The organism is Pseudoflavonifractor sp. An184 (genome assembly GCF_002160305.1).
Classification (GTDB): domain Bacteria; phylum Bacillota; class Clostridia; order Oscillospirales; family Oscillospiraceae; genus Lawsonibacter; species Lawsonibacter pullicola.
Genome location: NZ_NFKI01000017.1, coordinates 14,154 through 35,647 on the forward strand (window position 1 = coordinate 14,154; position 21,494 = coordinate 35,647).

General features: G+C 58.4%; 18 protein-coding genes and 1 pseudogene. 16 read left to right on the plus strand and 3 right to left on the minus strand.

Features of this window, described 5'->3' with window-relative positions; translation table 11 throughout:
• The first annotated feature begins 46 nt into the window (after positions 1–46).
• The 6 genes and pseudogenes from B5F19_RS07560 (at position 47) to B5F19_RS17965 (ending at position 9,557) form a co-directional block, all read left to right on the plus strand.
• Entirely contained in the window at positions 47–5,638 is a 5,592-nt protein-coding gene (locus B5F19_RS07560; protein ID WP_087289491.1) for a SpaA isopeptide-forming pilin-related protein, read from the plus strand.
• A 78-nt stretch (positions 5,639–5,716) separates the two neighbouring features.
• Positions 5,717–6,052 (plus strand): DUF3852 domain-containing protein, encoded by a 336-nt coding sequence (locus B5F19_RS07565; RefSeq protein ID WP_087289492.1) that lies wholly within the window; start codon positions 5,717–5,719, stop codon positions 6,050–6,052.
• A gap of 12 nt (positions 6,053–6,064) precedes the next feature.
• Complete coding sequence (locus B5F19_RS07570) at positions 6,065–6,523, plus strand: hypothetical protein (RefSeq protein ID WP_087289493.1); 459 nt, start codon at positions 6,065–6,067, stop codon at positions 6,521–6,523.
• A gap of 6 nt (positions 6,524–6,529) precedes the next feature.
• On the plus strand, positions 6,530–7,435 hold the full coding sequence (locus tag B5F19_RS07575) for a conjugal transfer protein TrbL family protein (protein WP_087289494.1): 906 nt from the start codon (positions 6,530–6,532) through the stop codon (positions 7,433–7,435).
• 23 nt (positions 7,436–7,458) lie between these two features.
• Positions 7,459–8,097 (plus strand): annotated as a pseudogene (locus B5F19_RS07580) (DNA cytosine methyltransferase); the annotation flags it as partial.
• A gap of 62 nt (positions 8,098–8,159) precedes the next feature.
• The gene (locus B5F19_RS17965; RefSeq protein WP_242972734.1) at positions 8,160–9,557 is read left to right on the plus strand and encodes a DNA cytosine methyltransferase; all 1,398 of its coding nucleotides are present in this window, start codon (positions 8,160–8,162) and stop codon (positions 9,555–9,557) included.
• Here the strand turns inward: B5F19_RS17965 and B5F19_RS07590 are convergent.
• Positions 9,545–10,102, minus strand: a complete 558-nt coding sequence (locus B5F19_RS07590; protein WP_087289495.1) for a DNA-3-methyladenine glycosylase I — start codon at positions 10,100–10,102, stop codon at positions 9,545–9,547. The two genes, B5F19_RS17965 and B5F19_RS07590, sit on opposite strands and share 13 nt — an antisense overlap.
• 189 nt (positions 10,103–10,291) lie before the next feature.
• On the opposite strand from B5F19_RS07590, the gene B5F19_RS07595 reads away from it, so the two are divergent.
• The 8 genes from B5F19_RS07595 to B5F19_RS07630 all read left to right on the plus strand — a co-directional run bounded on the left by B5F19_RS07595 (position 10,292) and on the right by B5F19_RS07630 (position 17,146).
• Positions 10,292–10,645 (plus strand): hypothetical protein, encoded by a 354-nt coding sequence (locus tag B5F19_RS07595; protein ID WP_087289496.1) that lies wholly within the window; start codon positions 10,292–10,294, stop codon positions 10,643–10,645.
• 66 nt (positions 10,646–10,711) lie between these two features.
• Positions 10,712–10,978: a hypothetical protein gene (locus B5F19_RS07600; RefSeq protein WP_087289497.1), complete on the plus strand. Its 267-nt coding sequence runs from the start codon at positions 10,712–10,714 to the stop codon at positions 10,976–10,978.
• On the plus strand, positions 10,971–11,558 hold the full coding sequence (locus B5F19_RS07605; RefSeq protein ID WP_087289498.1) for a hypothetical protein: 588 nt from the start codon (positions 10,971–10,973) through the stop codon (positions 11,556–11,558). The genes B5F19_RS07600 and B5F19_RS07605 overlap by 8 nt, the downstream gene beginning before the upstream one ends.
• Entirely contained in the window at positions 11,551–13,398 is a 1,848-nt protein-coding gene (locus tag B5F19_RS07610) for a DUF87 domain-containing protein (protein WP_087289499.1), read from the plus strand. The genes B5F19_RS07605 and B5F19_RS07610 overlap by 8 nt, the downstream gene beginning before the upstream one ends.
• Before the next feature lie 35 nt (positions 13,399–13,433).
• Positions 13,434–14,516: a M23 family metallopeptidase gene (locus tag B5F19_RS07615; protein ID WP_087289500.1), complete on the plus strand. Its 1,083-nt coding sequence runs from the start codon at positions 13,434–13,436 to the stop codon at positions 14,514–14,516.
• Positions 14,517–14,520: 4 nt separating this feature from the next.
• On the plus strand, positions 14,521–14,772 hold the full coding sequence (locus B5F19_RS07620) for a DUF6103 family protein (RefSeq protein ID WP_087289501.1): 252 nt from the start codon (positions 14,521–14,523) through the stop codon (positions 14,770–14,772).
• Positions 14,772–16,211, plus strand: coding sequence for a hypothetical protein (locus tag B5F19_RS07625; RefSeq protein ID WP_087289502.1), 1,440 nt, complete (start codon positions 14,772–14,774; stop codon positions 16,209–16,211). The genes B5F19_RS07620 and B5F19_RS07625 overlap by 1 nt, the downstream gene beginning before the upstream one ends.
• A 527-nt stretch (positions 16,212–16,738) precedes the next feature.
• Positions 16,739–17,146 carry a hypothetical protein gene (locus B5F19_RS07630; RefSeq protein WP_087289503.1) on the plus strand — a complete coding sequence of 136 codons (408 nt, stop codon included), beginning with the start codon at positions 16,739–16,741 and terminating at the stop codon, positions 17,144–17,146.
• 37 nt (positions 17,147–17,183) lie between these two features.
• On the opposite strand, the gene B5F19_RS07635 is transcribed toward B5F19_RS07630, so the two are convergent.
• Positions 17,184–17,591 carry a PIN domain-containing protein gene (locus B5F19_RS07635; RefSeq protein WP_087289504.1) on the minus strand — a complete coding sequence of 136 codons (408 nt, stop codon included), beginning with the start codon at positions 17,589–17,591 and terminating at the stop codon, positions 17,184–17,186.
• Positions 17,588–17,806, minus strand: a complete 219-nt coding sequence (locus tag B5F19_RS07640) for a type II toxin-antitoxin system prevent-host-death family antitoxin (RefSeq protein WP_087289505.1) — start codon at positions 17,804–17,806, stop codon at positions 17,588–17,590. The genes B5F19_RS07635 and B5F19_RS07640 overlap by 4 nt, the downstream gene beginning before the upstream one ends.
• A 116-nt stretch (positions 17,807–17,922) precedes the next feature.
• Here B5F19_RS07640 and mobP3 point away from each other — a divergent pair, with 116 nt between their 5' ends.
• The gene (gene mobP3, locus B5F19_RS07645) at positions 17,923–19,851 is read left to right on the plus strand and encodes a MobP3 family relaxase (protein WP_087289506.1); all 1,929 of its coding nucleotides are present in this window, start codon (positions 17,923–17,925) and stop codon (positions 19,849–19,851) included.
• A 208-nt stretch (positions 19,852–20,059) separates the two neighbouring features.
• Complete coding sequence (locus tag B5F19_RS07650; protein ID WP_087289507.1) at positions 20,060–21,493, plus strand: toprim domain-containing protein; 1,434 nt, start codon at positions 20,060–20,062, stop codon at positions 21,491–21,493.
• Position 21,494: the final 1 nt, after the last annotated feature.

Genomic DNA, 21,494 nt, shown 5'->3' on the forward strand with positions numbered 1-21,494 from the left:
TGCTCTGTCCCTTCGGCCCTTCCCTTTCCGAGGAAAGGAAAAGAACATGAAGAAACAGACGCACTCTCTGCCTGCCCGGATCCTCTCCATGCTGTTGGCGCTGGTGTGTATCCTGGGTCTGCTCCCCGGAGCGGCCCTGGCCGCCAGCCCGGACTCCATTGTCATGGAGGACTGCACCCATAACGGTGTCCACTATGAGTCGGCAGCCCTCGACACCTGCTGGCTCCACCAGATGAAATTTGACTACAACGACGATACTGTCACAGGCTTTTGCGCCGACCACGGGGGCGGCATGGGCTGGTCGCTGGAGGGACACGAGTGGAATAACCCACAGCCCATCAGCGATCCTACCGTCAAAACCATGATGGCGTATTATTACGCCCACAGCCGCGGCATTTTTACAGACCAGGCTCATGCCCTGGGCGTGGATGAGGTCTGGGGCAGTGACTATACCTGGACCATGAACGCCTGGGTGCAGGCTATCATCTGGCGCCATGAGCAGAAGACGCTTGCCGCTGATCCCGTGGCTGCCTGCGCAGAGGAGCTGATGTATGTCTACAACAATCTGGAGCACACCAGCTACACCAGCATTGACGATGTCGTAGACGGAACCTCTCTCCGGGACCGCGCCCAGTATATTCTCGACTTGGGCGCTCAGGGCGTATGGGGCGACTGCGAAGTTTTTGAATATACCTACGCCGGCCCCGGCTCCACACAGCATCCGGCCTATGACGTCCAGGGGATCATCATCGGTAATCTCACCGTCACCCATGAGCAGTATGAGCTGACCGTGAAGAAGGTGGACGCCACCAACCCCAGCAAGGGGCTCCCCGGCGCCCGGTTTCTCATTCAGAATGCCAATGGGACCTACTCCAAGGAGGTCGTGACCGGGGCAGACGGGACCTATACCCTCTCCCCCCTGGACGCAAATACCTATTCCGTCACGGAACTGGAAGCCCCGGATGGGTACCAAATCGACAACCCCGGCCCCCAGTATGTGGTCCTGCCCAATGAAAACGGCAAAACAGTCACGGTCACCTTCACGGACACCCCCGAGATCACCAGCGAGGGATCCATCCGCAAAGTGGATGCGGACGATCCCACCAAGGGGCTGGCCGGCGCCGTCATCCGCATCGACGGTGTGGACAACAGCTTTACCGGCACCTACACCACCGGCACGGGCGGCTATCTGGAGGACGTCCCCTGGGACACCATGCCCATCGGCTCCTTCGTGGCAACGGAGGTCACTCCGCCCACTGGCTACACCACCAGCAGCGATCCCAACAAAGTCCGCCAGGAGTTCTACTGGGACGGCAAAAGCGATGTGGATCTGGTCTTTGAAAATGATGCCAAGGTCAAGATCGAACTGCTGAAGGTGGACGATTCGGACAGCCCCATCGAGGGTGCGGTCTTCAATATCCTGAAGGACGGCCAGATCATCGGATCGGAGGCCACGGACGCCTCCGGCATCATCACCGTCACCGGCATCACTGAGGGCCTGTATGCCTTCGTAGAGGTCTCTGTCCCTGCGCCTTTTGCCCGGCTGACGGAGCCGGTAGTAGTCCATGTGGATCAGGCGGATATTGACGGCGGCGGCACGATCTCCGTCACCGCGGTGGACCACGTGCTCCCCAATCTTACCATCCTCAAGCGGGACGGGCAGACCGGGGAAGTGGTTCCCGGCGCGGTGTTCGAGGTGAAGGGCATCCACCATGGCTACCACACGGACGTGACCACTGGGCCGGACGGGACAGCTACCCTCACCGGCCTTCCTGTGGACAGCTATGAGGTGACCGAGGTATCCGTCCCAGACCCCTATGTGGTGGCAGCAGAGCCGACCCAAACCATCTGGCTGGGCCCTGGTGATGATCAGCAGCTCATCTTCGACAATCTGAAGCAGCCCCAGCTCACCATCGCCAAGGTGGATGCCGCAGACTCCACCACCCCTATCCCCGGCACCGTGTTCCGCATCGAGGGTGTGGACAGCGACTACCTAAACACCGTGACCACCGGGCAGGATGGCACCGTCACCCTGCGAGTGGCTCCCGGCACCTTCCGGGTCACAGAGCTGTCTGTCCCGGCCCCTTATTATCTGCCGGACAAGGACGCGGACCGGGAGCAGACCATCTCCCTGAATGCGGGGGATGAGAAAAGACTGGTCTTTGAAAACCACAAGGCCCCGGAGCTGACAATCTATAAGGTGGACTCCGTCGCCGGCGCTCCCGTGGAAGGGGCGCGTTTTCATGTGACCTACGTCAGCAACGGAACGGCCGCTGACGCGCCTGAGTCCTATGACTTCGGGGAGATCACCACCGACGCCATCGGCGAGATCAAGCTCCATGCGCAGGGCCAGCGACTGTACCCCGGTGAGTTCACCATCGAGGAGGTGGCACCCGCCCCTGGGTTCCAGATGAAGGAGCCCACCGTCCAGAAGGTCATCCTCCACGGCGGCGAGAGCAAGACGGTGCAATTTGAAAATGTGCCGCTCAACGCCATCATCGTGGAGAAATACGACAGCGTCACCGGCGAGGCCCTGGCCGGAGCCACCTTCCAATTGAGGTTCCTTGGCGGCACCAGCGGAACAGGCGGTACCATCATTGGTCAGAAAGTGACCGGAAAAAACGGCACAGCCATCTGGACCGGCCTCACTGCGGGCACCTATATTCTGGAGGAGGTAGACCCGGCGGACGGATACAGCATCATCCAGAGCTCCGAGACCGTCTATTTGGCGGACAGCGGTGAGCAGTCGGTCATTACAGTGCGCTTCGAGAATATGCCGGACGGAAACCTGCTGATCCGCAAGGTCTGCGCTACCAATCCCAGCGTGACCCTGCCCAATGCGGAATTTAAAATTGTATATGCGGACGGTACCCTCATTGGGGACTCCAATGGCGTCTATCGGACGGACGAAAACGGCGAGATCCTGATTGAGGGCCTCCAGCCCGGAAAGAGCGTAGTAGTGACGGAGACCCAGGCCCCTCCGGGATTCCTCATTGATACCCAGTCTCAGACGGTGCAGATCAAAGAGGGCAGAACGGTCAGCTTAACCTTCAAGAACCAGCCCAAGGGTGAGCTGATCATCCAGAAACGGGACAGCACCACAGGTCGGCCTCTTCTTGGTGCGGAGTTCAGAGTGACGACAGCCGCCGGCTGCGAGGTTGGGCTGGACGGCGTCATCGGCGACTCCACCCTCACGCAGAATGGCATTTTCATCACCGATTCCGCGGGCGAGATCCACATCACCAACCTGGCCCCCGGCGCATATGTCATTTCTGAAATCAAGGCCCCCCAGGGCTACGTCATGGATCAGGCATCCACCAATGTGGTCATCGGGGAGGGTGGCGACACCCAGACGGTGGTCATCACCAACTCCAAGGCCGGTTCCCTTGTCATCGATAAGCGGGATTCCCTGACGGGAGAGCCGCTGGAAGGGGTCACGTTCAAAGTGACCACCAGCACCGGCGAGTATGTGCCCGACGAAAACGGCTACATCTCCAGCAACGGCCTCTATAAGACGGACAAAGACGGCAAGATCCAGATCGATGGAGTGGTAGGTACCTTGGTGGTCACTGAAACAGCCACCATCCCCGGATATTCCATTGACCCCGCTACCCAGACTCAAACGGTCCAGGTCAACCCCAACGACACGCAGACGCTGACCTTCTACAACACCCCCAGCACCACCCTGGTCATTGAAAAGTATATCGAGGGCACCACCACGCCCTTGGAGGGTGTGACTTTCCTGGTGACCGATTCCAGCGGTGCGGTGGTGGGCCCCTCCAACGGCGAGTACATCACCGACGAGAACGGCCGCATCGTCATCACGGATCTGGAGCCGGGCACTACTGTCACCGCGCGAGAGGTCAAGGCCCTGGAGGGCTACGTCCTGGACACCGCCCCCAAGTCCATTGAGATCAAGGCGGGCGAGGTACAGACTTTGCGCTTTTATAATGAGGCAAAGGGAACCCTTGTGATCCGGAAACTGGACTCTGTGACCCATGAGCCTCTTGCCGGTGTGGAGTTTGAACTGACCTACGCCGAGGGCGGCTATGTAGACGACGCCAACGGCCACCTGTCCAGCAAGGGCCTCTACAAGACCAATGAAAATGGTGAGATCATGATTTCCGGCGTCACCGGCACCATCGTGGTCAAAGAGACCCAGACGATCCCTGGATACACTATCGACCCGGCTGGCCAGAGTCAGACCGTCGTCGTCAACCCCGCGGACACCCAGACGTTGACCTTCTACAACCAGCCCATCGGAGGCGTGGAGATCATCAAAGTCAACGAGGCGGACCAGACAGAGCGCATCCCCAACACCACCTTCGAGATCCGCAAGGTGGACGATGAACTCATCGACACCGTGGCCACCGGCGAGGATGGCCGCGTCTTTGTCTCTCTGGAGGATGGTGGCTACTACGCCGTGGAGACCGAGGCGGCAGAGGGCTTCCAGGTGGATCCCACACCCCACTATTTCGAGGTGGAGGACGGCAAGACCGTCTCCCTGACGGTGACCAACAAGGCGTTCAGCGGCATCCTGATCCACAAGATCGACGCGGATACCCGTGAGGGCATCTACGGTGTGACCTTCCTGCTCTATGACAGCAATAAGAATCCCATTGGGCAGTATACCTCGGATGACCGGGGCTATGTCTATATCGACGACCTGCCCAGCTCCGGCCGCTACTACCTGCGGGAGCTGGAGAATGAGGGCTACATCGTGGATGAGCAGCTCAAGACCGTCTATGTCACCGATGGCACCACCACGGAGATCACCTGGGAGAACACCGCCATCACCGGCCAGATTCAGATCACCAAAACCAGCGCGGACTACAACTCCATGAACGGCTGGCCCGCCGGGACGTCCATTCCCAACACGGAGTTTGAGATCTACAACGCCCGGACCGGCAATTTGGTGGATACCATCAAGACAGACAAGAACGGCGTTGCCTCCTCCCGGCCTCTGCCTCTGGGCCGGTACAAAATCGTGGAATCCAAGGCAGCGGACTTTTACGGCCTGGACCAGACGCCCATCGAGGTGGAGATCGAGTACGCCGGCCAGATTGTCAAGGCGGCCATGACCAACAAGAGCCTGTACACCAACGTCTCCATCAAGAAAACCGGCTATGTGGAGGTCATGCCCAGCCAGCAGATCCGCTATGATTTCAGCGGCATCGGCAACAACTCCACCACAAGTCTGACCTCCTTCTACTGGCGCGACACCCTGCCTACCCAGGCGGTGCGGCTGGACAAGCTCGTCACCGGCACCTATAACGTTCCTGGAAACTACAAGGTGGTCTATAAGACCAATCTGAATCCCAACTACCGGACCATGTACGACAACCTGAGCACCCAGCAGAACTATGTGCTGGATGCCTCTCCCGCCGCTCTGGGGCTGGCCTCCAATGAGGTCATCACCGAGTTCATGGTAGTGTTTGGGGTGGTACCCGCCAACTTCCGGCAGGTAGAGGCGCCGCAGGTGTACTGCAACGTGGTCTCCTGGCTCACCGGAGGAACTCAATTTGTGAACCAGGCAGACACAGGCGGCGTCTACAACGGCCAGTGGATCATGGCCACCTCCCGTTGGGTGACTAAGGTCTACAAGCCCTCGGAGCCTCTGCCCCGCACCGGCTACTAAGCAGCACCAATATCATTTGATCCAGAGTGCCGTCCCACGGGACGGCACTCCATTCTTTTTTATAGGAGGAAAACGATCATGAAACGCAAGCGAATTTTTCAGATATTCCTCATTGTTCTCACCCTGGCCTTGTGTCTCTGCGCACCTGCTTTTGCAGCGGGCGGGGATGTGGCCGGCGCGGTGGAGCAGACCTGGACGGACGCCTCCAGCCAGATCAAGACCGTGGTGGACAATGTGGTCTTTCCTGCTTTGAGCATGGTGCTGGCCATCGCCTTCTTCGCCAAGCTCGCCATGGCTTACTTTGATTACCGCAAACATGGGCAGTTCGAGTGGGCAGGGCCAGTCATCCTGTTCGTCTGCCTGGTCTTCGTCCTGCTGGCCCCCAACTACATCTGGGGCATCATCGGGATTTAAGAGGAGAAAACCATGCAGAGAGAAGAATTTGATCTATGGGTCCGCATGCTGCTTCCCCAGGCATCCGAGGCCGCACTGGAGTCTTACGCCCTGTTAGCGGAAGATCCGGAAGTAGAGGAGACAATGGGATGTTCCACTTTTTATGATTCTCTGTATGTGGATCTGGCCCTGGTCAAGCGGGATCATGGTGAGATTGTTGCAACAGATCTCTTTAACTATGCGGACTTCTATACCTTCAACCCGTTCGAGCTCCGAGGGGCGGCCAGACTGATTGCGGATGGATGGGAGATTCCCGAAATTGCAAATCATCTGATCGAGCACGGAGGCGAGGAACCTTTTTGTGAGTACACGCCGGAGGAGGAAACAGAATCCGAGGCGCTCCTATGGCTTTTTCAAAATAAAAAGAAAGATTTCGGAGACTTGGGTCTGTCTGATCCGTCCCCACAAGAGCACGGTATGGAAATGGGGTGAGGCGCTATCTTTATTCTTGATTTTGTGGCGTCCACTGTTATGGACAACCTCATCGACTGGTTCTATGGTCAGGTGGTAGGGTTTCTGGGGAATTTTTTCGCCGAGATGGGCAACATGGGCGTGGAGCTGTTTGACTTGGACTGGGTGCAGACTATCGTCTTGTTTTTTTCCCAGCTGGGCTGGGCGCTGTTCGGCGTGAGTCTGGTGGTTTGTATTTTTGAATGTGGGATCGACTATACCACCGGCCGGGCCAATATCAAGGACACCGCCTTGAACATTCTGAAAGGGTTCCTGTCAGTATGCCTGTTTACCACCGTCCCGGTGCGGCTTTACTCCCTGTCGGTGACCCTGCAAGGGACCTTTGCCTCCGGGCTCACCGGCTTTGGAACCAGCATTGGAACGGTGGGACAGCAAATCATCGAGGATCTCAACGGAGTGGAGAGTGTTACAGAGATGACAGGCGCCGCAGGGGGCTTCGGATTGGGCGTCATTACCAGTCCCATCATGATCATCTTCTGCGTCATCCTCATGGCCTATGCGGTAATCAAGGTGTTCTTCTCCAATCTCAAGCGGGGCGGCATCCTGCTCATTCAGATCGCCGTGGGGAGCCTGTACATGTTCAGCATCCCCAGAGGCTACACAGATGGCTTTATCCAGTGGATCAAGCAGGTCATCGGCCTGTGCCTGACCGCCTTCCTGCAATCCACAATTTTGGTGGCGGGCCTTATGGTGTTCAAAGACCACGCCTTGCTGGGGCTGGGCCTCATGCTCTCCGCCAATGAGGTGCCCCGAATCGCAGGCACATTCGGTCTGGACACTACCACCAGGGCCAATATCATGAGCGCAGTCTATACCGCTCAGGCCGCCGTCAACACCACCAGGACAATCGTGCAGGCGGTGGCATCAAAATGAGCAATGTGGAGCTTACGACGGCGATGACCATGGGGAGCCTGTTTGACGGTATCGGCGGTTTTCCCCTGGCCGCTGCCCGTTTCGGCATCAACACCGTCTGGGCAAGCGAGATCGAGGCATTTCCAATAGAAGTCACCCTACGGCGTTTCCCCAGTATGGCCCACAAGGGGGATATCACCAAGCTGAGCGGGAAATTGCTGTTCCCCGTGGATATCATCTGCGGAGGCAGCCCATGTCAAGATCTCTCTGTCGCCGGAGCGAGGGCCGGATTATCCGGCGCCCGCTCCGGCCTTTTTATGGAGCAGATCCGCATCATCAAGGAGATGCGCACGGCAGAGCGGGAACGCGGCCGCACCGGAGTACAGATCCGCCCCCGGTATATGGCATGGGAGAACGTGCCTGGTGCTTTCAGCAGCGGATCACCAAAAGGTGAGGATTTTCGCATCGTGCTGGAGGAGATCCTGCGGGTCTATGACGGAAGCGCAACGATCCCCAGGCCATTTCCCTATCCATGGCATGACGCGGGAGAGATCCGGGTGGAGGGTGCCTTCTCACTGGCTTGGCGCTGTCTGGACGCACAGTTCTGGGGCGTCGCACAGCGGCGTAAGCGCATTTATTTGATCGCTGATTTTGCGGGAATGACCGCGCCGAAGATCCTGTTCGATCTCCTTAACAGCTCGAATGGGACGGAGAGAACGCCGGAAAAGGAGGAGATGATTTTGGTGTGAAGTATCACCTTGGATCAGAGGAGCAGTTGACTTTGCCCGGACTGGCTGATCAAGAGGAGCGTGTCCCGGCTGTACCGTCTCTCAAGAGAAAGGCGCCGGCAAAACCGGCGTCAGAGCTGGCCGCGATCCCGTATTTGGTTTTAGACCTGTCTTGCGGCCATGTGGATCTGTTCGGCAGTCACTATTGGGAACTTCGCTCCCCCTATCGGGAGGGGGAGCTGTTCCTCAATACCGGCCCCGCGCCTCGTGAGCCGGTTCGCACATCCCTGTCTGATATTCTGGAGCCCACTCCGGCACAAAAATATTACCTGTCGCAGACGGCCTGCCTGGGGATCCTGCGCCGGGCGAAGGAGCGCGGCAAAGAGTTGCCGCACCAGTTGAAGGCGGCACTGACGGCACAGGCGGGATTAGCCAGACAGGTTAAGAAACTGGAATTTACCCCTGGAGAACTCGCTGTTGCTTTTGCCGCAAATCAAAGAGACGAGGTGCGCGACCTCCATGATGTGGCCGGAGCCCTCAGCGCCCAGCCAGGGATGAAACAGCAGACCTTTGTAGCTGGGTTTTCCGCAGGGGCAGGGGCAAGCGCCGGCAGCATCGCTTATTCAGAGCAGATAGCCCCAACGCTGAAGGGCAGCGCCAGCGGCAACTGTATGCCCTCCATCCTCTGCCTCAACGACCAGGGCGGAAGCGTCATGGATTGTTCAGAGGACGTGTCCGGCACCCTGCGGGCCCAGGAGCACGGACACCAGCCGCTTGTCTTTGACAACCACGGCCAGGATACCCGCTTTTGTGGACCTGTGGACTGTGCCCAGACTATATCCGCCAGCTTTGGGGAGGGCGGAAACAATCAGCCCCTTGTCTACGAAAACCACGGTATCGACGCCCGGTACACCGGGCCGCACCCCGTGGTGCCCACACTGTCTGCCCGTGCCGGTACCGGCGGGAATAACCTGCCCTTAGTGGAACAGGATCCAGCGGAGACTTTCTGCATCACCGGCAATGCCATTGACCGCCAGCCCCAAAACGGCGGCAACGGGATCGGCTATCAGGAGGACGTCTCCTACACCCTGACCGCCACGGATCACCATGCGGTATTTTCCCGGCAGCGTGCAGACAAGTTTTCTCCCAGTGATGTGGCATCCACAGAGAGTGCGCGCCAGTACAAGGACGCGACAGACCTGATCCATCAGGCCGCAGGAACAGGACCGCCTCAGCTGATCCGCCGCCTCACGCCGCTGGAGTGTGAACGCCTCCAAGGTTTTCCGGATGGGTGGACGGATCTCCCTGGCGCCTCTGACTCCGCCCGGTATCGGGCTTTAGGAAACAGCGTGGCCATTCCGTGTGTGGAATTCATCATGCAGGGCGTTATCATTGCCGCAGGCTACTCTGCGTGACTGGGATGGCAGAAACAGGCCAGCTCATGGTCATTCACCACGCCCACCGCTTGGAGGAAGGAATAAATGATGGTCGTTCCCACGAACTTCATCCCCCGGCGTTTCAGATCCTTGGAGATTTTGTCGGACAGATCGGTACTGGTGTGAAAAACATCATCCGTATTCAAAATGACTTTCCCATCCGTAAAGCCCCAGAGATAGCGGTCAAAAGAGCCAAACTCCTTCTGGATGGCAAGGAACACCCCAGCATTTTGGATGGCGGCCTGGATCTTGGCCCGGTTGCGGACAATCCCGGCGTCGGCCATCAGAGCCTCCACCTTCTCTGGGCCGTATCCGGCCACCACTGCCGGTTCAAAGCTGTCAAAGGCGGTACGAAACGCCTCCCGTTTTTTCAAAATGGTGAGCCAGGAGAGGCCCGCCTGGAACCCTTCCAGGGTCAGCATCTCAAAGAGTTTTCGGTCATCATGCTCCGGACGGCCCCACTCTCTGTCGTGGTAAGCAAGATAGATCTCTGAATTGGGATCTGCCCAGCGGCACCGCACCATATCCTCCGCCTCCCCTTAAAATGATACCCTGATTATACCTGACCTGCCGGCGGATAGCCACCAAAAGTTTTGCGGTGGGGCTTGTCCATTACGCTTGCGTTTACACAATTTCTTTGTTGCTTTCTGTGAATAGCTATTCCATAGAGCTTTCGATATACTTGCCTTGCCATCCAGAAAGGGGGAGTCACCATGGCGGAAGAAAAACGAAACCTCTGTGCGCAAATACCTATCAGCCTGCACAGCCGTGTCCGACAGGAGCAGGAGGCGTCCGGCCAGACCCTGAGCGAGTACATGACCCAACTCATCATAGAATTTTATCAAATGAAAGAGGGGTACCAGAACATGAATCTTAATACGAAAACAATCGCCTTCCAGGTGCCGGTGGAGCTGTTTGAGGAGTTCAAAGCCTATCTCCAGCGGAACAACTTCAAACAAAAGGAATTCTTCCTGGGCTGTATCCAGAGTGCCTTGGCGGAGGAGCGAGACGCAGATGAGGCGTCCGGCTCTGAACCGGAACCGCAGGAGACGGATCAAACAGAATAATAGCACAAAGACGCGCCGCCGGTCCTCCGGCGGCGTATGCTTTTTCAGATAGAAATGAGGTCATCTATGTTTATCTATCCAGACAATCTGAAGGCCAAAGCCACCCTGTGGCTGTGGGAGCTGCGGGACGTGGCCATCATCGGGGTGGGGTTTCTCTTCTCTGTCTTGGCCATTGCCCAGACAGGTATCCTGCTCCCCTTGGTGGTCACCGTCCTCTATGCCTTTCTGAGCATCCGGCTGGAGGGCTCCAGTATCCTGGACTTCCTTCGCTATGCTGTATGCTTTTTGATATTGAAACAGCAGTATTACGAATGGGGGGAAACCATTGAATAGACAACAGAAGAAGGAACTGCGGCAGAGGCAAACCTCTCGGCAACTCATGGGGATCCGCCAGCTCACCGACCACGGCGCCAAAACCGCCGGCGGGGAGCTGGTCTTTTTTATGGTCAAGCCGGATAATCTGTCCGTCCTGTCCGGCGAGGGAATCCGCAGCCGGGTCAAAAATCTGACGGATCTCCTGTGCGGCACCCAGGAGGTTCGCCTGCTGGCCCTGGACTCCCGTGAGTCCTTCCAGCGCAACAAGGACTGGTACCGCCAGCGGCTGGAGACAGAGGAGCTCCCGGCTATCCGGGAACTCCTGCGGCAGGACGCCGCCCACCTGGACGAGATCCAGGCCGCCACCGCCTCGGCCCGGGAGTTTGCCCTGGTCTATCGCCTGGATCAGCAGGAGTCCGGCGAGGACATCAGCCGCCTGCGGCAGATGGAGCAGGCCCTGCGGGATCTGGGATTCCATGCACGTCTTGCCTCGGAGCAGGACGTCAAGCGCCTGCTGGCGGTATATTATCAGCAGGACGTGACCACGGAATGGTTTGAGAACTGCGACGGAGAGAGGTGGGTGATGGAAAATGCCTAAGAAAATACAGAAGAAAAAGAAGAACAAAACAGAGCCGCGGGTTCAGGAGACACGGCCCAAGGATTTCCTGGACCTTATCGCCCCCGCTGCCGTGAAGTTCAACACGGATCACTATATCTGTGGCAGCATGTACCACTGCACCCTGGCCCTGCGTAGCTACCCCGCCACCACGGAGGAGCTGGCCCTGCTCCGCCATCTGGGGGAGAAAAGCGGCGTCACCCTGAGCATCTATACCAGACAGGTGACCGCCGCCGAGGAAAATGGCATCCTCCACAACGCGGAGAACAAGAACCGCATGGCCCGGAGCAGCACCAACAGCATGAAAGCGGCCGTCACCGCCGAGGGCAACCTCCAGGATGTGGCGGAGCTCATCGCCGCCATGCGGAAGAACCGGGAGCCTCTGGTACACTGCGCGGTGTACATCGACCTGGCAGCCCGTGACCCGGAGAGCCTGCGCCGGCTCCGGGAGGAGGTGACGGCGGAGCTGGTGCGGAGCAAGCTGGGGACCGACCAGCTCCTGCTGCGCCAACAGGACGGATTCCTCTCATCCAACCCCATGGGCCGCAACACTTTCAGGAGCCAGTATGAGCGTGTCATGCCCGCCAGCTCGGTGGCCAATCTATACCCCTTCAACTACTCCGGCAAGACCGATCCCCACGGATTCTACATTGGGCGGGACCGCTACGGCTCCAACATCATCGTGGATCTGGACCGGCGGGCGGAGGACAAGACCACCGCCAGCGCCCTCATCCTGGGCAACTCTGGCCAGGGCAAGAGCTATCTCCTGAAACTCCTGCTGTGCAGCATCCTGGAGGCCGGGAAGTCCGCCATCTGCCTGGACCCGGAGCATGAGCTCATTGATCTCTGTTCCCACCTGGGCGGATGCTTCATCGACCTGATGAGCGGCCAGTACCGCATCAATCCCCTGGAGCCCAAGGTGTGGGATGTGGGCGGCGAGGGGGAACCGGAGCCGGACACCCCCCTTGCCTTCCGCCAGAAGACCCGCCTGAGCCAGCACATCTCCTTCCTGAAAGACTTTTTCCGCTCCTACAAGGATTTCGCGGACCGGCACATCGACACCATCGAGCTGATGCTGGAGCGGCTGTACCGGAGCTTTGGGCTGAACGACCACACGGACTTCTCCACCCTGACACCAACGGACTATCCCATCCTCTCCGACCTCTATGACGTCATCGAGGACGCATACCAGCACTACGACCGGGAGGAAAACCCGCTATACCCCAAAGAACTGCTGCGGGAGATCCTGCTGGGCCTCCACTCCATGTGCCGGGGGGCAGAGAGCAAGTTCTTCAACGGGCCGACAAATATCACCAGCTTCCGTTTCCTGGTCTTCGGCGTGAAGGGGCTGCTCCAGGCCAACAGCAGTGTGAAGAACGCCATGCTGTTTAACGTGCTCTCTTTCTTCAGCGACAAGCTGCTCACCGAGGGGAACACCGTGGCCACGCTGGACGAGCTGTACATCTGGCTGAGCAATCTCACCGCCGTGGAGTATATCCGCAACAGCCTGAAGCGTGTCCGCAAAAAGGAGTCCGCCCTGATTCTGGCGTCGCAAAATCTGGAGGACTTCGACCAACCGGGCATCCGGGAGCTGACTCGCCCCCTCTTCGCTATCCCCACCCATCAGTTCCTGTTCAACGCCGGCAGTGTGGATAAGCGGTTTTATATGGACAACCTTCAGCTGGAGCCTTCGGAGTTCGAGCTGATCCGATATCCCCAGCGGGGTGTCTGCCTCTACAAGTGCGGCAATGAGCGATACCTATTGGAAGTTCACGCCCCGCCTTATAAGGAAAAACTGTTCGGAACAGCGGGAGGACGGTAGTCGCAGCACGGAGATCAAGGAGGTGATGATACCGCATGAGCGCAACTGCCGTGGCCGCGATCAAAGCGGCCATTCTTGCTCTGACAGACGAGAGCACTCGGAAGAAGATCGGCTGGGTGCTGGTGGCCATCCTTTCCCCCATCATCTTGGTCGTGGCCCTGATCTGCTCTATATTCTCCTCCACTTCTCAGCACAACGTGTCCACCGTGGAGCTGTGCTTCCACGGCGGGACCATCTCCGCCAGCGCCACCCCGGAGTACCGGCAGTTTATTTTGGAGATGCGGGAAAGTTTTAGTATGCTGGACAGCATGGTGGAGGAGATCAACAGCTTGCTGGAAGATGGGGAAAGCCTTGACGCAAATCGGGTCAAGGCCATTTTTTATGTTCTGTATTTCGGCGCCCAACAGCCGGACGAGGTGGGGCTGCAATCTTTTGTGGACTGCTTTGTGACCTATACCGAGGGGATCCGGACGGTCATTGACACAGACCAAGAAGGCAACGAGGTGGAAGCCGAGGAGACCTATCAGATCCCGCACTTGGTGGATGACCTGTCCCAAATCTACGAGCGGATCGGCGAGGCGACGGGAGTCACGGCCACTCCAAGCCACCAGGCAAACGCTGACAACATCTACAACCTAATCGTCTACGGCTCCCCCGGCGGATCCAGCGGCGGCTGGTTTCCCGGAGCGGACATGCCGTTTATTGGGGTGGACGGGTTCTGTTCTCCTATCGGAGCTGGCTGGGAGTCGGTGGTGACCTCGGAGTTCGGCTACCGCAGCGACCCGTTTACCGGCGAGACCAGGGGGCACACCGGCATGGATCTGGCGGTGCCTACGGGCACGCCCATCCGGGCCGCATTGCCCGGCACCATCACTGTGTCCCAGTACAGCAGCAGCTACGGCTACTATGTGATGATCGACCACGGGAATGGTCTCTCCACCTTGTATGGCCACAACTCACAACTGCTGGCCCAGGTGGGGCAGACGGTAGAGGCCGGAGACATCATTTCTCTCTCCGGTTCCACCGGGCGGTCCACAGGGCCCCACCTCCACTTCGAGGTGCGTGTCAACGGGGAGCGGACAAATCCAAGATATTATTTACCGACGTCAGGAGGATGACAAAATGAAAAAAGCAACGATCTCAGTGGCTGTTGAACAGGAAAAACTCAGAGCAATCCAGTTCTACATGGGCAAGAGCGGCACCTCTCTGGAGGCGGAGTTAGATGATTTTATGGCGCGACTCTATAAAAAATATGTGCCTTCCCAGACCAGGGAGTACATCGAAAGCCGGGAGAGTTCCGAGGAGCCAGCCCGTCCCAAGTCTGGCAAACTCGCCCGCACGACTGAGCCGATTCAGGCAGAGGAGGTGGAGTGATGGGCAATTCCTATTCTGCCGAGGTGTGGCTGGACGAACGCCGCTGGGATGCACTGGAAGCGGCTCTGGAGGAGCAGGGCACCAACATCGAAAAGTATCTGCAGGACTACCTGGTAGATTTGTACCGGGAGATGGTGCCAGCAGACCAAGTTCGGGAGATCGAGTCCTGCATCAAACAGGAGCGGCAGGAGGAGCTGCGAGAGGCCGAGGCACGGAAAGTTTTCTCTGTATTCCGCCTATGGGATGGAGGGAAAAGCCGCTGTCTGGCAACCGAATATCCGAAAGAGTTTCTGGATATAGCCCGGCTCCTGCGTAAGTGCCTGCAGGAGGGAGATGGTGGCACCGACGCCTTTGCCCGAAAAATCTATGGAGGTTATGACATTTCTCTGGAGCGGTTTAATGAGCTGACACAGGAGCGGCTGGAGAACACAGGGCGTGTCGCCGGCGTATTCGAGCTGGACTTTGACAAAAAAGTGTTCTCAGCCGTCCACATTCTGGACGGCTGGAAAAGCTATCGGTTCCAGGATGTGAGCGCCGCTGCCTACCAAGCGTTCCGCAAGGAGCACAGCTCTCAGGAGGAGCGTTGGCGGAAATTTGTGTCCCGGCTGGAGGGAAAAGAGCTGACTGACCGGGATCTCGGCGTCCCTCTGAAGGCTCTGCGGGACCTCCAGCCGGGAGACCTTCTGTTCACAGAGCCAGCCAACCGTATGGGGCGGCTGCTGGATTTTCAGGTGGACTGCTCCAGCGACATGGTGCAGATGGAGGTGTTCGGTCCAGAGGTAAAATGCGCCAAGACCGGCAGCTGGCTCGACATCTACGTCAGCTACGACGTGGCCCGGCAGGAGGTGCGGGATCACTTGGATCTCACGCTGCACCGAAAAGACGGCGCATGGGAGAAGTCTTTCACCTACGTTCTTTCTCCGTCGGAGCGGGAACTTTTGAGGACCGAGCTGGAGGAGCATTGCCAGAAACAGTACAGGAAAACGCTGAACGATCTCTATGCGGAACGGTATCGGCAGGAGGCCGGGACGCCGCCCAAGCTGGATGGCGGGAGCCAGCGGTTGGATCTGCGGCAGGTCTCCTTCGAAGGCGACATCTCCGAGTACGACGGAACGCTGTCCTTCTACATGCCGGTCACCTTCGACCCGGACGCAGTGTTTGGGACCAATGTGACCTCAGATTCCAATGGCGACTGGCTCAACGTCTACGCCAACTATGACCTGGAGACGGGCGGGCCGGAGCAGTCACTGACCGTCGTGCTTGTCTGCGGTGACGGGAACGAGTTCGAGTTTTCTTATCCCTTGACCGCCTCGGATCGGGAACAGCTCCGGGAGAAGATGGAGGGCTACTGCCAATCGCAGGCCGGGATGTCCCTGGATAACTACCGACAGGAGCTGTGCTCAGAGGAGTCGTCCATGGAACAGGGGCCTCAGATGTAGCTGGTGGGAGTCGCCCTCGATGGGCGGCTCCTGCGTTTCTCCCCGTTGTTGCCCCTGTGCCGCCCCGTGTCGCCCTTTTGATGGCGGGGTGGCATCCGTACCCCTCCCCGCCCTCTGCAGAGGCGTGTTGAGGCCGTGCGCCCGCTGTTTCGCAAAACCGCCCTCTGACCCAGCGAAGTGCTCAGGGGTGGAGAGACGGTGCGGCGCAAGGAACGGGCTTTGCTGCCTGCGGCGAAGTGAGAGATATGGAGCCTACAACGACGTGAACCGGGGGGACGAAAAAAGTGCGGGATAAAGCGGTGGCTCCACCGCCTTTCACACCGTCCCGCAATGCGGGCCGGGGATACGGTTTTCAAGCAAAGGCCACCACTTTTCCGCATGTTTTCAAAATATAGCGTGGCTCCTCTTTTGAGGAGGAGTCTCCTGTTCCAGCTCCAATTCAGCCGGAATCCACCGTTGTTCCGGCGTTTTGGCTGGCTCAGATGTGGCTCCTTCGCCCTGAAATCAAGATTTTTGGAGGTTTGACTATGACAGAAGAAAAGACACGAATCCACACCCGGATCTCACCGGAGACGGAGCAGAAGATCGCCGCGGCTATGCCCTTCTCCAATTGCAGAAGTCAAAATGAATTCGTGGAAAAGGCGCTCCAGTTTTACTGCGAGCACCTGACCGCCCAGGATACCTTCTCCGCCCTGCCGCCTGTACTGCTCTCCGCCATTCGCGCTACTGTGCAGGCCAGCGAGGATCGGATCTGCCGCCTGCTGTTCAAACTGGCGGTGGAGATGGATATGATGATGAATATCCTGGCGGCAGGTATGGAGCTCACGGACGAGGATCTCCGGGAGCTCCGGGGGAGGTGCGTCCGCGAGGTCAAAGAGACCCGAGGCAGGATCTCCTTCGAGGACGCCGTCGACTATCAAAAAGGTGCGAACTGAAATGCCGCCGTCCAAGCAGGACGGCGGCGTTTGTGTTTCAGCTATTCAGAAAATCAGAGGGTGTGACTGCTGGCACAATGGAGCCTGCGAAATCCTTCGTGTTCCGGGTCAGGATGCAGTCGGCCTCATTCCGCTCTGCCACCGCGTCCACCACAGCATCCTCGAAGTCCTGCATCTCCCGTGACAGCGCGGTGTGGATGTCCATCCCAGTCACATCGGCAAAGGTGACCAGCGCGGCCAGCTGCTCCACACGCTCCTTCGCCTGCTGTGGAGACTGCAGCGCCTTCCGCAGCACATAGAAAATGTCGGTTACTGCGGAGGCGGAAAGCAGACACTCCGCCTCCGCCTCAATCGCCTTGCGCAGAGCTTGATAGGAATCCGAAAAAAACGGTTCACGCTTCTGGAGGATGTCCAAAAGCACATTGGTATCCACCATGATCCTCATTGCCGCGCCAGACGCTCCTTCCGGATCGTGTCCTCATCTGCATCCACTCGAGATGCGATACCCACCAACTCGTCCAGCACCGCCAGCTTATTGCTGGAGGGGCTGGTCAGGCGGGCGATGTTCTTCCCGTTCTTCGTGATATACACATCCTGCGTGGCAACCATGTCCAGATACTTTCCCAGATTGGATTTGAACTCCGTTGCTGTCACGATCATTTCAAACACCTCCAGCGGTTATAGTGTGGTTCCTGCTATTCTCATTATACGGAAACCGCACGATATTGTCAATAAAATCGTGCGGTTATTTTGTTCGATACAAGGCGGTGATATGCGTGCCTCATCTGATTTTCAAGTGTCCCTACATTCGGGGCGGCTCGAAAAAAGTTGCCGCCCATCTGAGCAACTATGTCCGATACATGGCGACTCGAGAGGGCGCTCAGCGGATCGCCGCTGACAAAGCCCAACTGCCCGCTACAAAAAAACAGCAGCAGATGGTGGAGCAGCTCCTCCGGGATTTTCCTCTCAGCCGTGGAACCTTCGAGTACGAGGACTACGCCGCCGCACCCACTCGGGGCAACGCCGCAGACTTCATCACACGGGCGCTGGAGGACAACTACGATGCGGCGGCGAAAAAAGAAAACTACATCAGTTACATCGCCAGCCGTCCCCGCGCCCAGCGTACGGGCTCCCATGCCCTTTTCACCGGCTCGGATGAGTCGCCGCCCCTGTCCAAGGTGGCGGAGGAGATTGCACACCACCCCGGCAATGTGTGGCTCCCAATCATTTCCCTGCGGCGGGAGGACGCCGCCCGGCTGGGCTACGACGACGCGGAGCGGTGGAAAAGCCTGCTTACCGGATACGCCATGGAGATTGCCCAGGCCATGAAGATCCCCTGGGATCAGTTCCGGTGGTATGCCGCCTTCCACGACGAGTCCCACCATCCTCACATCCACATGGTCTGCTACAGCGCGGATGGAACGTCCGGCTACCTCACCAAGCAGGGGATCGCGGACATCAAGTCCGGTCTGGCCAAAGAAATCTTCCAGAACGACCTGACCGAACTTTATCAGCAGCAGACCCAGCGGCGGGACGTGCTGAACCGGGATGCCCAAGAGGTGATGCGGGAGCTGCTCCTCCGCATGGAGGAGGGAACGGTTGACAATCCACGTATCGAGGAGCTTATGACCCATCTGGCGGATCGCCTGCAGTTCCTCTCCGGGAAAAAACAATACGGCTATCTGAAAGCGCCGCTGAAGGCCGTGGTGGACGAGATCGTGGACGAGCTGGCCAGGGATCCCCGTGTGGCCAAAGCCTACGACCTGTGGTATGAGATGCGGGAGGAGGTGCTGCGCACCTACAAAAACGATCTGCCGGAACGCCTGCCTCTCTCCCGGCAGAAGGAATTCAAGCGGATCAAAAACATGGTCATCCAGGAGGCAATACGGCTGGGAGAACTGCGGCAAGTGTTCCATCCGGAGGATCAGGCAGAGGACACACTACCAGAACAGAAAGGAGCAGACGGCCCCCAGCCGGGGCCAGAGTCCGTTTGGGATGAACGTTCTAATGACAGCGGAGAACCGCACAACTCATGGGAGCAGATATACCGGCGTGCGAGGGCCATCCTCGAAGATCCGAAAGCACCGCCGGAACAGACGGCCCAGGCGGTGGAGCTGCTGACCAAGGCGGCGGAGCATGGAAGTTGCTCCGCCGCTTTTACGTTGGGAAGGTTGTATCTCTCGGGGACAACACTGCCCCACGATCCCGTCGCCGCTGTCCGATGGCTGGAACGTGCGGCCCTGGGTGGAGATCAGCACGCTCAATATCGCCTTGGGAAATTGCTTCTCCAGGGAGATGCGGTTCCCAAGGATGCAGACGGGGCCGTCCGCTGGCTGACCGCGTCCGCGGAGCAGGGAAACCAATATGCCCAGTATGCCCTTGGCAAGCTCTTCCTGCTGGGAAAGGATGTTCCAGAGAATCGGAAGGCCGCTCGGCAGTGGTTCCAGAAAGCAGCGGAGCAGGGAGATCAGTACGCCCAGTATTTTGTGGAGCGTATGGATCACCGGGATCTTTTTCCCGTTGTGCAGTCAGCCGCCCGGCTGCTCCATCACCTGGCCGGCATCTTCCGGGAGCAGAGCCAGCCTCCCCACCCCAGAGGTTTGAGGCTGACCGTGGACAAAAAACTCTGGCGGAAGATCCGGGAAAAGAAGATCGCTATGGGGCATAAGCCCGACGATCATGAAGAACCGACCATCACGATGTAACGGAGGTTTTAATGTGAAGAAAAAATATAACAGTACAGATACAGCTCCCAGCAAAGCGGGCCGGTCTGCCCGCCGCCTTGAATCGTGGCGGAGATGCGCCACTGTGCGGCAGGTCCCCTATCACCGGAAGACCCGGCAGCGTCGAAGATGATCTCTCATTCGGGGGCCGCAGGACGCGGCCCCCCGGCTTTTTACCAGGAGGTGTGAAATGCCCTATATCCCTTTTACGGAGGAGCAAAAGCTCCGAGCCAACAATGTGAATCTGGTGGAGTTCCTGCGCCGACAGGGAGAGAAACTCATCCCATCCGGTCGGGACAAGCGCCTGTCCTCAGACCACAGCATCACTGTGAGGGGCAACGAGTGGTACGATCATGAATCGAAGGAGGGAGGCCACGCGATTTCCTTTGTCCAAACGTATTACGGCTTGACTTACCCAGAGGCGGTGAAACGTCTGCTGGACGGCGAGGGGGTCGGTTATCCCCAGACAGTACCGTCTGAGCCGGAGAAACCAAAGGAATTTGTCCTCCCTCCGGCCAGTCCAACTATGCGGCAGCTCTACGCCTATCTGCTCCAGCAGCGATTCATTGACCGAGATGTCCTCGACGCCTTTACAAAACGCGGAATGATCTACGAAAGCTGTGAGAAGTCAAGGGCAGGGACGAAGGAATATCATAATGCCGTATTCGTTGGGAGTGACGAATACGGCGCTGCCCGCCACGCCCATAAGCGGAGCCTCTACACCCAGGGAAACAGCTTCCGCAGGAATGTGGAGGGCGGCGATCCCCGTTGCAGTTTTCACTGGTTTGGAAACAGCGGCCGGCTCTATGTGTTCGAGGCGCCCATTGACCTGCTGGCCTTCCTGACCCTCTATCCGGAGGCTTGGCGGGAACACAGCTATGTAGCCCTCTGCGGCACTTCGGAGCAGGCCATGCTCTGGATGCTGGAGAAAGATCCCAGGATCCAGAGAGTCGTGCTCTGCCTGGATCACGATGCCGCGGGGATCGAGGCCACGGGCCGTCTCACGGATATCCTGCGGGAGCACGGACACACGCGGGTCTCTGTACTGCGGCCAGAATATAAGGACTGGGACGAAGATCTGAAAGCCCTCAACGGCCGGCCTGCCCAGCCTGCGGAGCAGCATCCTCAACTCCAGGCGGCGGAGCTTGTCTGCGCCCGCATCGCGGTAAAATGCATGGATTTGAAGCCGGACGGGGCGATGCAGCAGGTGCCGCACCTGTTTCAATGTTACAGCAAATGCCTGAAAGAAAAGAAACTGGAAACGGCCATGGACTGCATGGAGGAGATAGCCGCCCTGTCTTTGCTGGTGACCCTGCGGGAATGCCGCCAGCTGGGGACTGCCCTGACTCCAGCTCAGGGAAGTCAGCATCTGCAAAGCCACATCCTGCCCCATCAGAATCGGATGGCCATCCGGAACCGGACGGAGGAGATCTCTGCCCAGCTCCAAACCGCGCTGGCTAAGAGCGGTGCTCCGGGCGTGCGCGGTGAGGCGGAGAAACGGGAGATCGCCAGTGCGTGGCTGGAACTGGCCCTTTCCTGCGCCAAGGTCTCTGTTAAGAATGATGCGGATGAACTGAAAGCGATGGAAAAGCAGAAACAGGCGCTGGGAATGGAGATGGGGTGAG

Bases quoted from the DNA above. Each gene is read 5' to 3' on its own strand.
- B5F19_RS07595 (WP_087289496.1), top strand. From the start codon at position 10,292: ATGGCGGAAGAAAAACGAAACCTCTGTGCGCAAATACCTATCAGCCTG.
- B5F19_RS07610 (WP_087289499.1), top strand. From the start codon at position 11,551: ATGCCTAAGAAAATACAGAAGAAAAAGAAGAACAAAACAGAGCCGCGG.
- B5F19_RS07620 (WP_087289501.1), top strand. From the start codon at position 14,521: ATGAAAAAAGCAACGATCTCAGTGGCTGTTGAACAGGAAAAACTCAGA.
- B5F19_RS07650 (WP_087289507.1), top strand. From the start codon at position 20,060: ATGCCCTATATCCCTTTTACGGAGGAGCAAAAGCTCCGAGCCAACAAT.
- B5F19_RS07565 (WP_087289492.1), top strand. From the start codon at position 5,717: ATGAAACGCAAGCGAATTTTTCAGATATTCCTCATTGTTCTCACCCTG.
- B5F19_RS07640 (WP_087289505.1), bottom strand. From the start codon at position 17,806: ATGATCGTGACAGCAACGGAGTTCAAATCCAATCTGGGAAAGTATCTG.
- B5F19_RS07570 (WP_087289493.1), top strand. From the start codon at position 6,065: ATGCAGAGAGAAGAATTTGATCTATGGGTCCGCATGCTGCTTCCCCAG.
- B5F19_RS07625 (WP_087289502.1), top strand. From the start codon at position 14,772: ATGGGCAATTCCTATTCTGCCGAGGTGTGGCTGGACGAACGCCGCTGG.
- B5F19_RS07615 (WP_087289500.1), top strand. From the start codon at position 13,434: ATGAGCGCAACTGCCGTGGCCGCGATCAAAGCGGCCATTCTTGCTCTG.
- B5F19_RS07560 (WP_087289491.1), top strand. From the start codon at position 47: ATGAAGAAACAGACGCACTCTCTGCCTGCCCGGATCCTCTCCATGCTG.
- B5F19_RS07635 (WP_087289504.1), bottom strand. From the start codon at position 17,591: ATGAGGATCATGGTGGATACCAATGTGCTTTTGGACATCCTCCAGAAG.
- B5F19_RS07600 (WP_087289497.1), top strand. From the start codon at position 10,712: ATGTTTATCTATCCAGACAATCTGAAGGCCAAAGCCACCCTGTGGCTG.
- B5F19_RS07590 (WP_087289495.1), bottom strand. From the start codon at position 10,102: ATGGTGCGGTGCCGCTGGGCAGATCCCAATTCAGAGATCTATCTTGCT.
- B5F19_RS07630 (WP_087289503.1), top strand. From the start codon at position 16,739: ATGACAGAAGAAAAGACACGAATCCACACCCGGATCTCACCGGAGACG.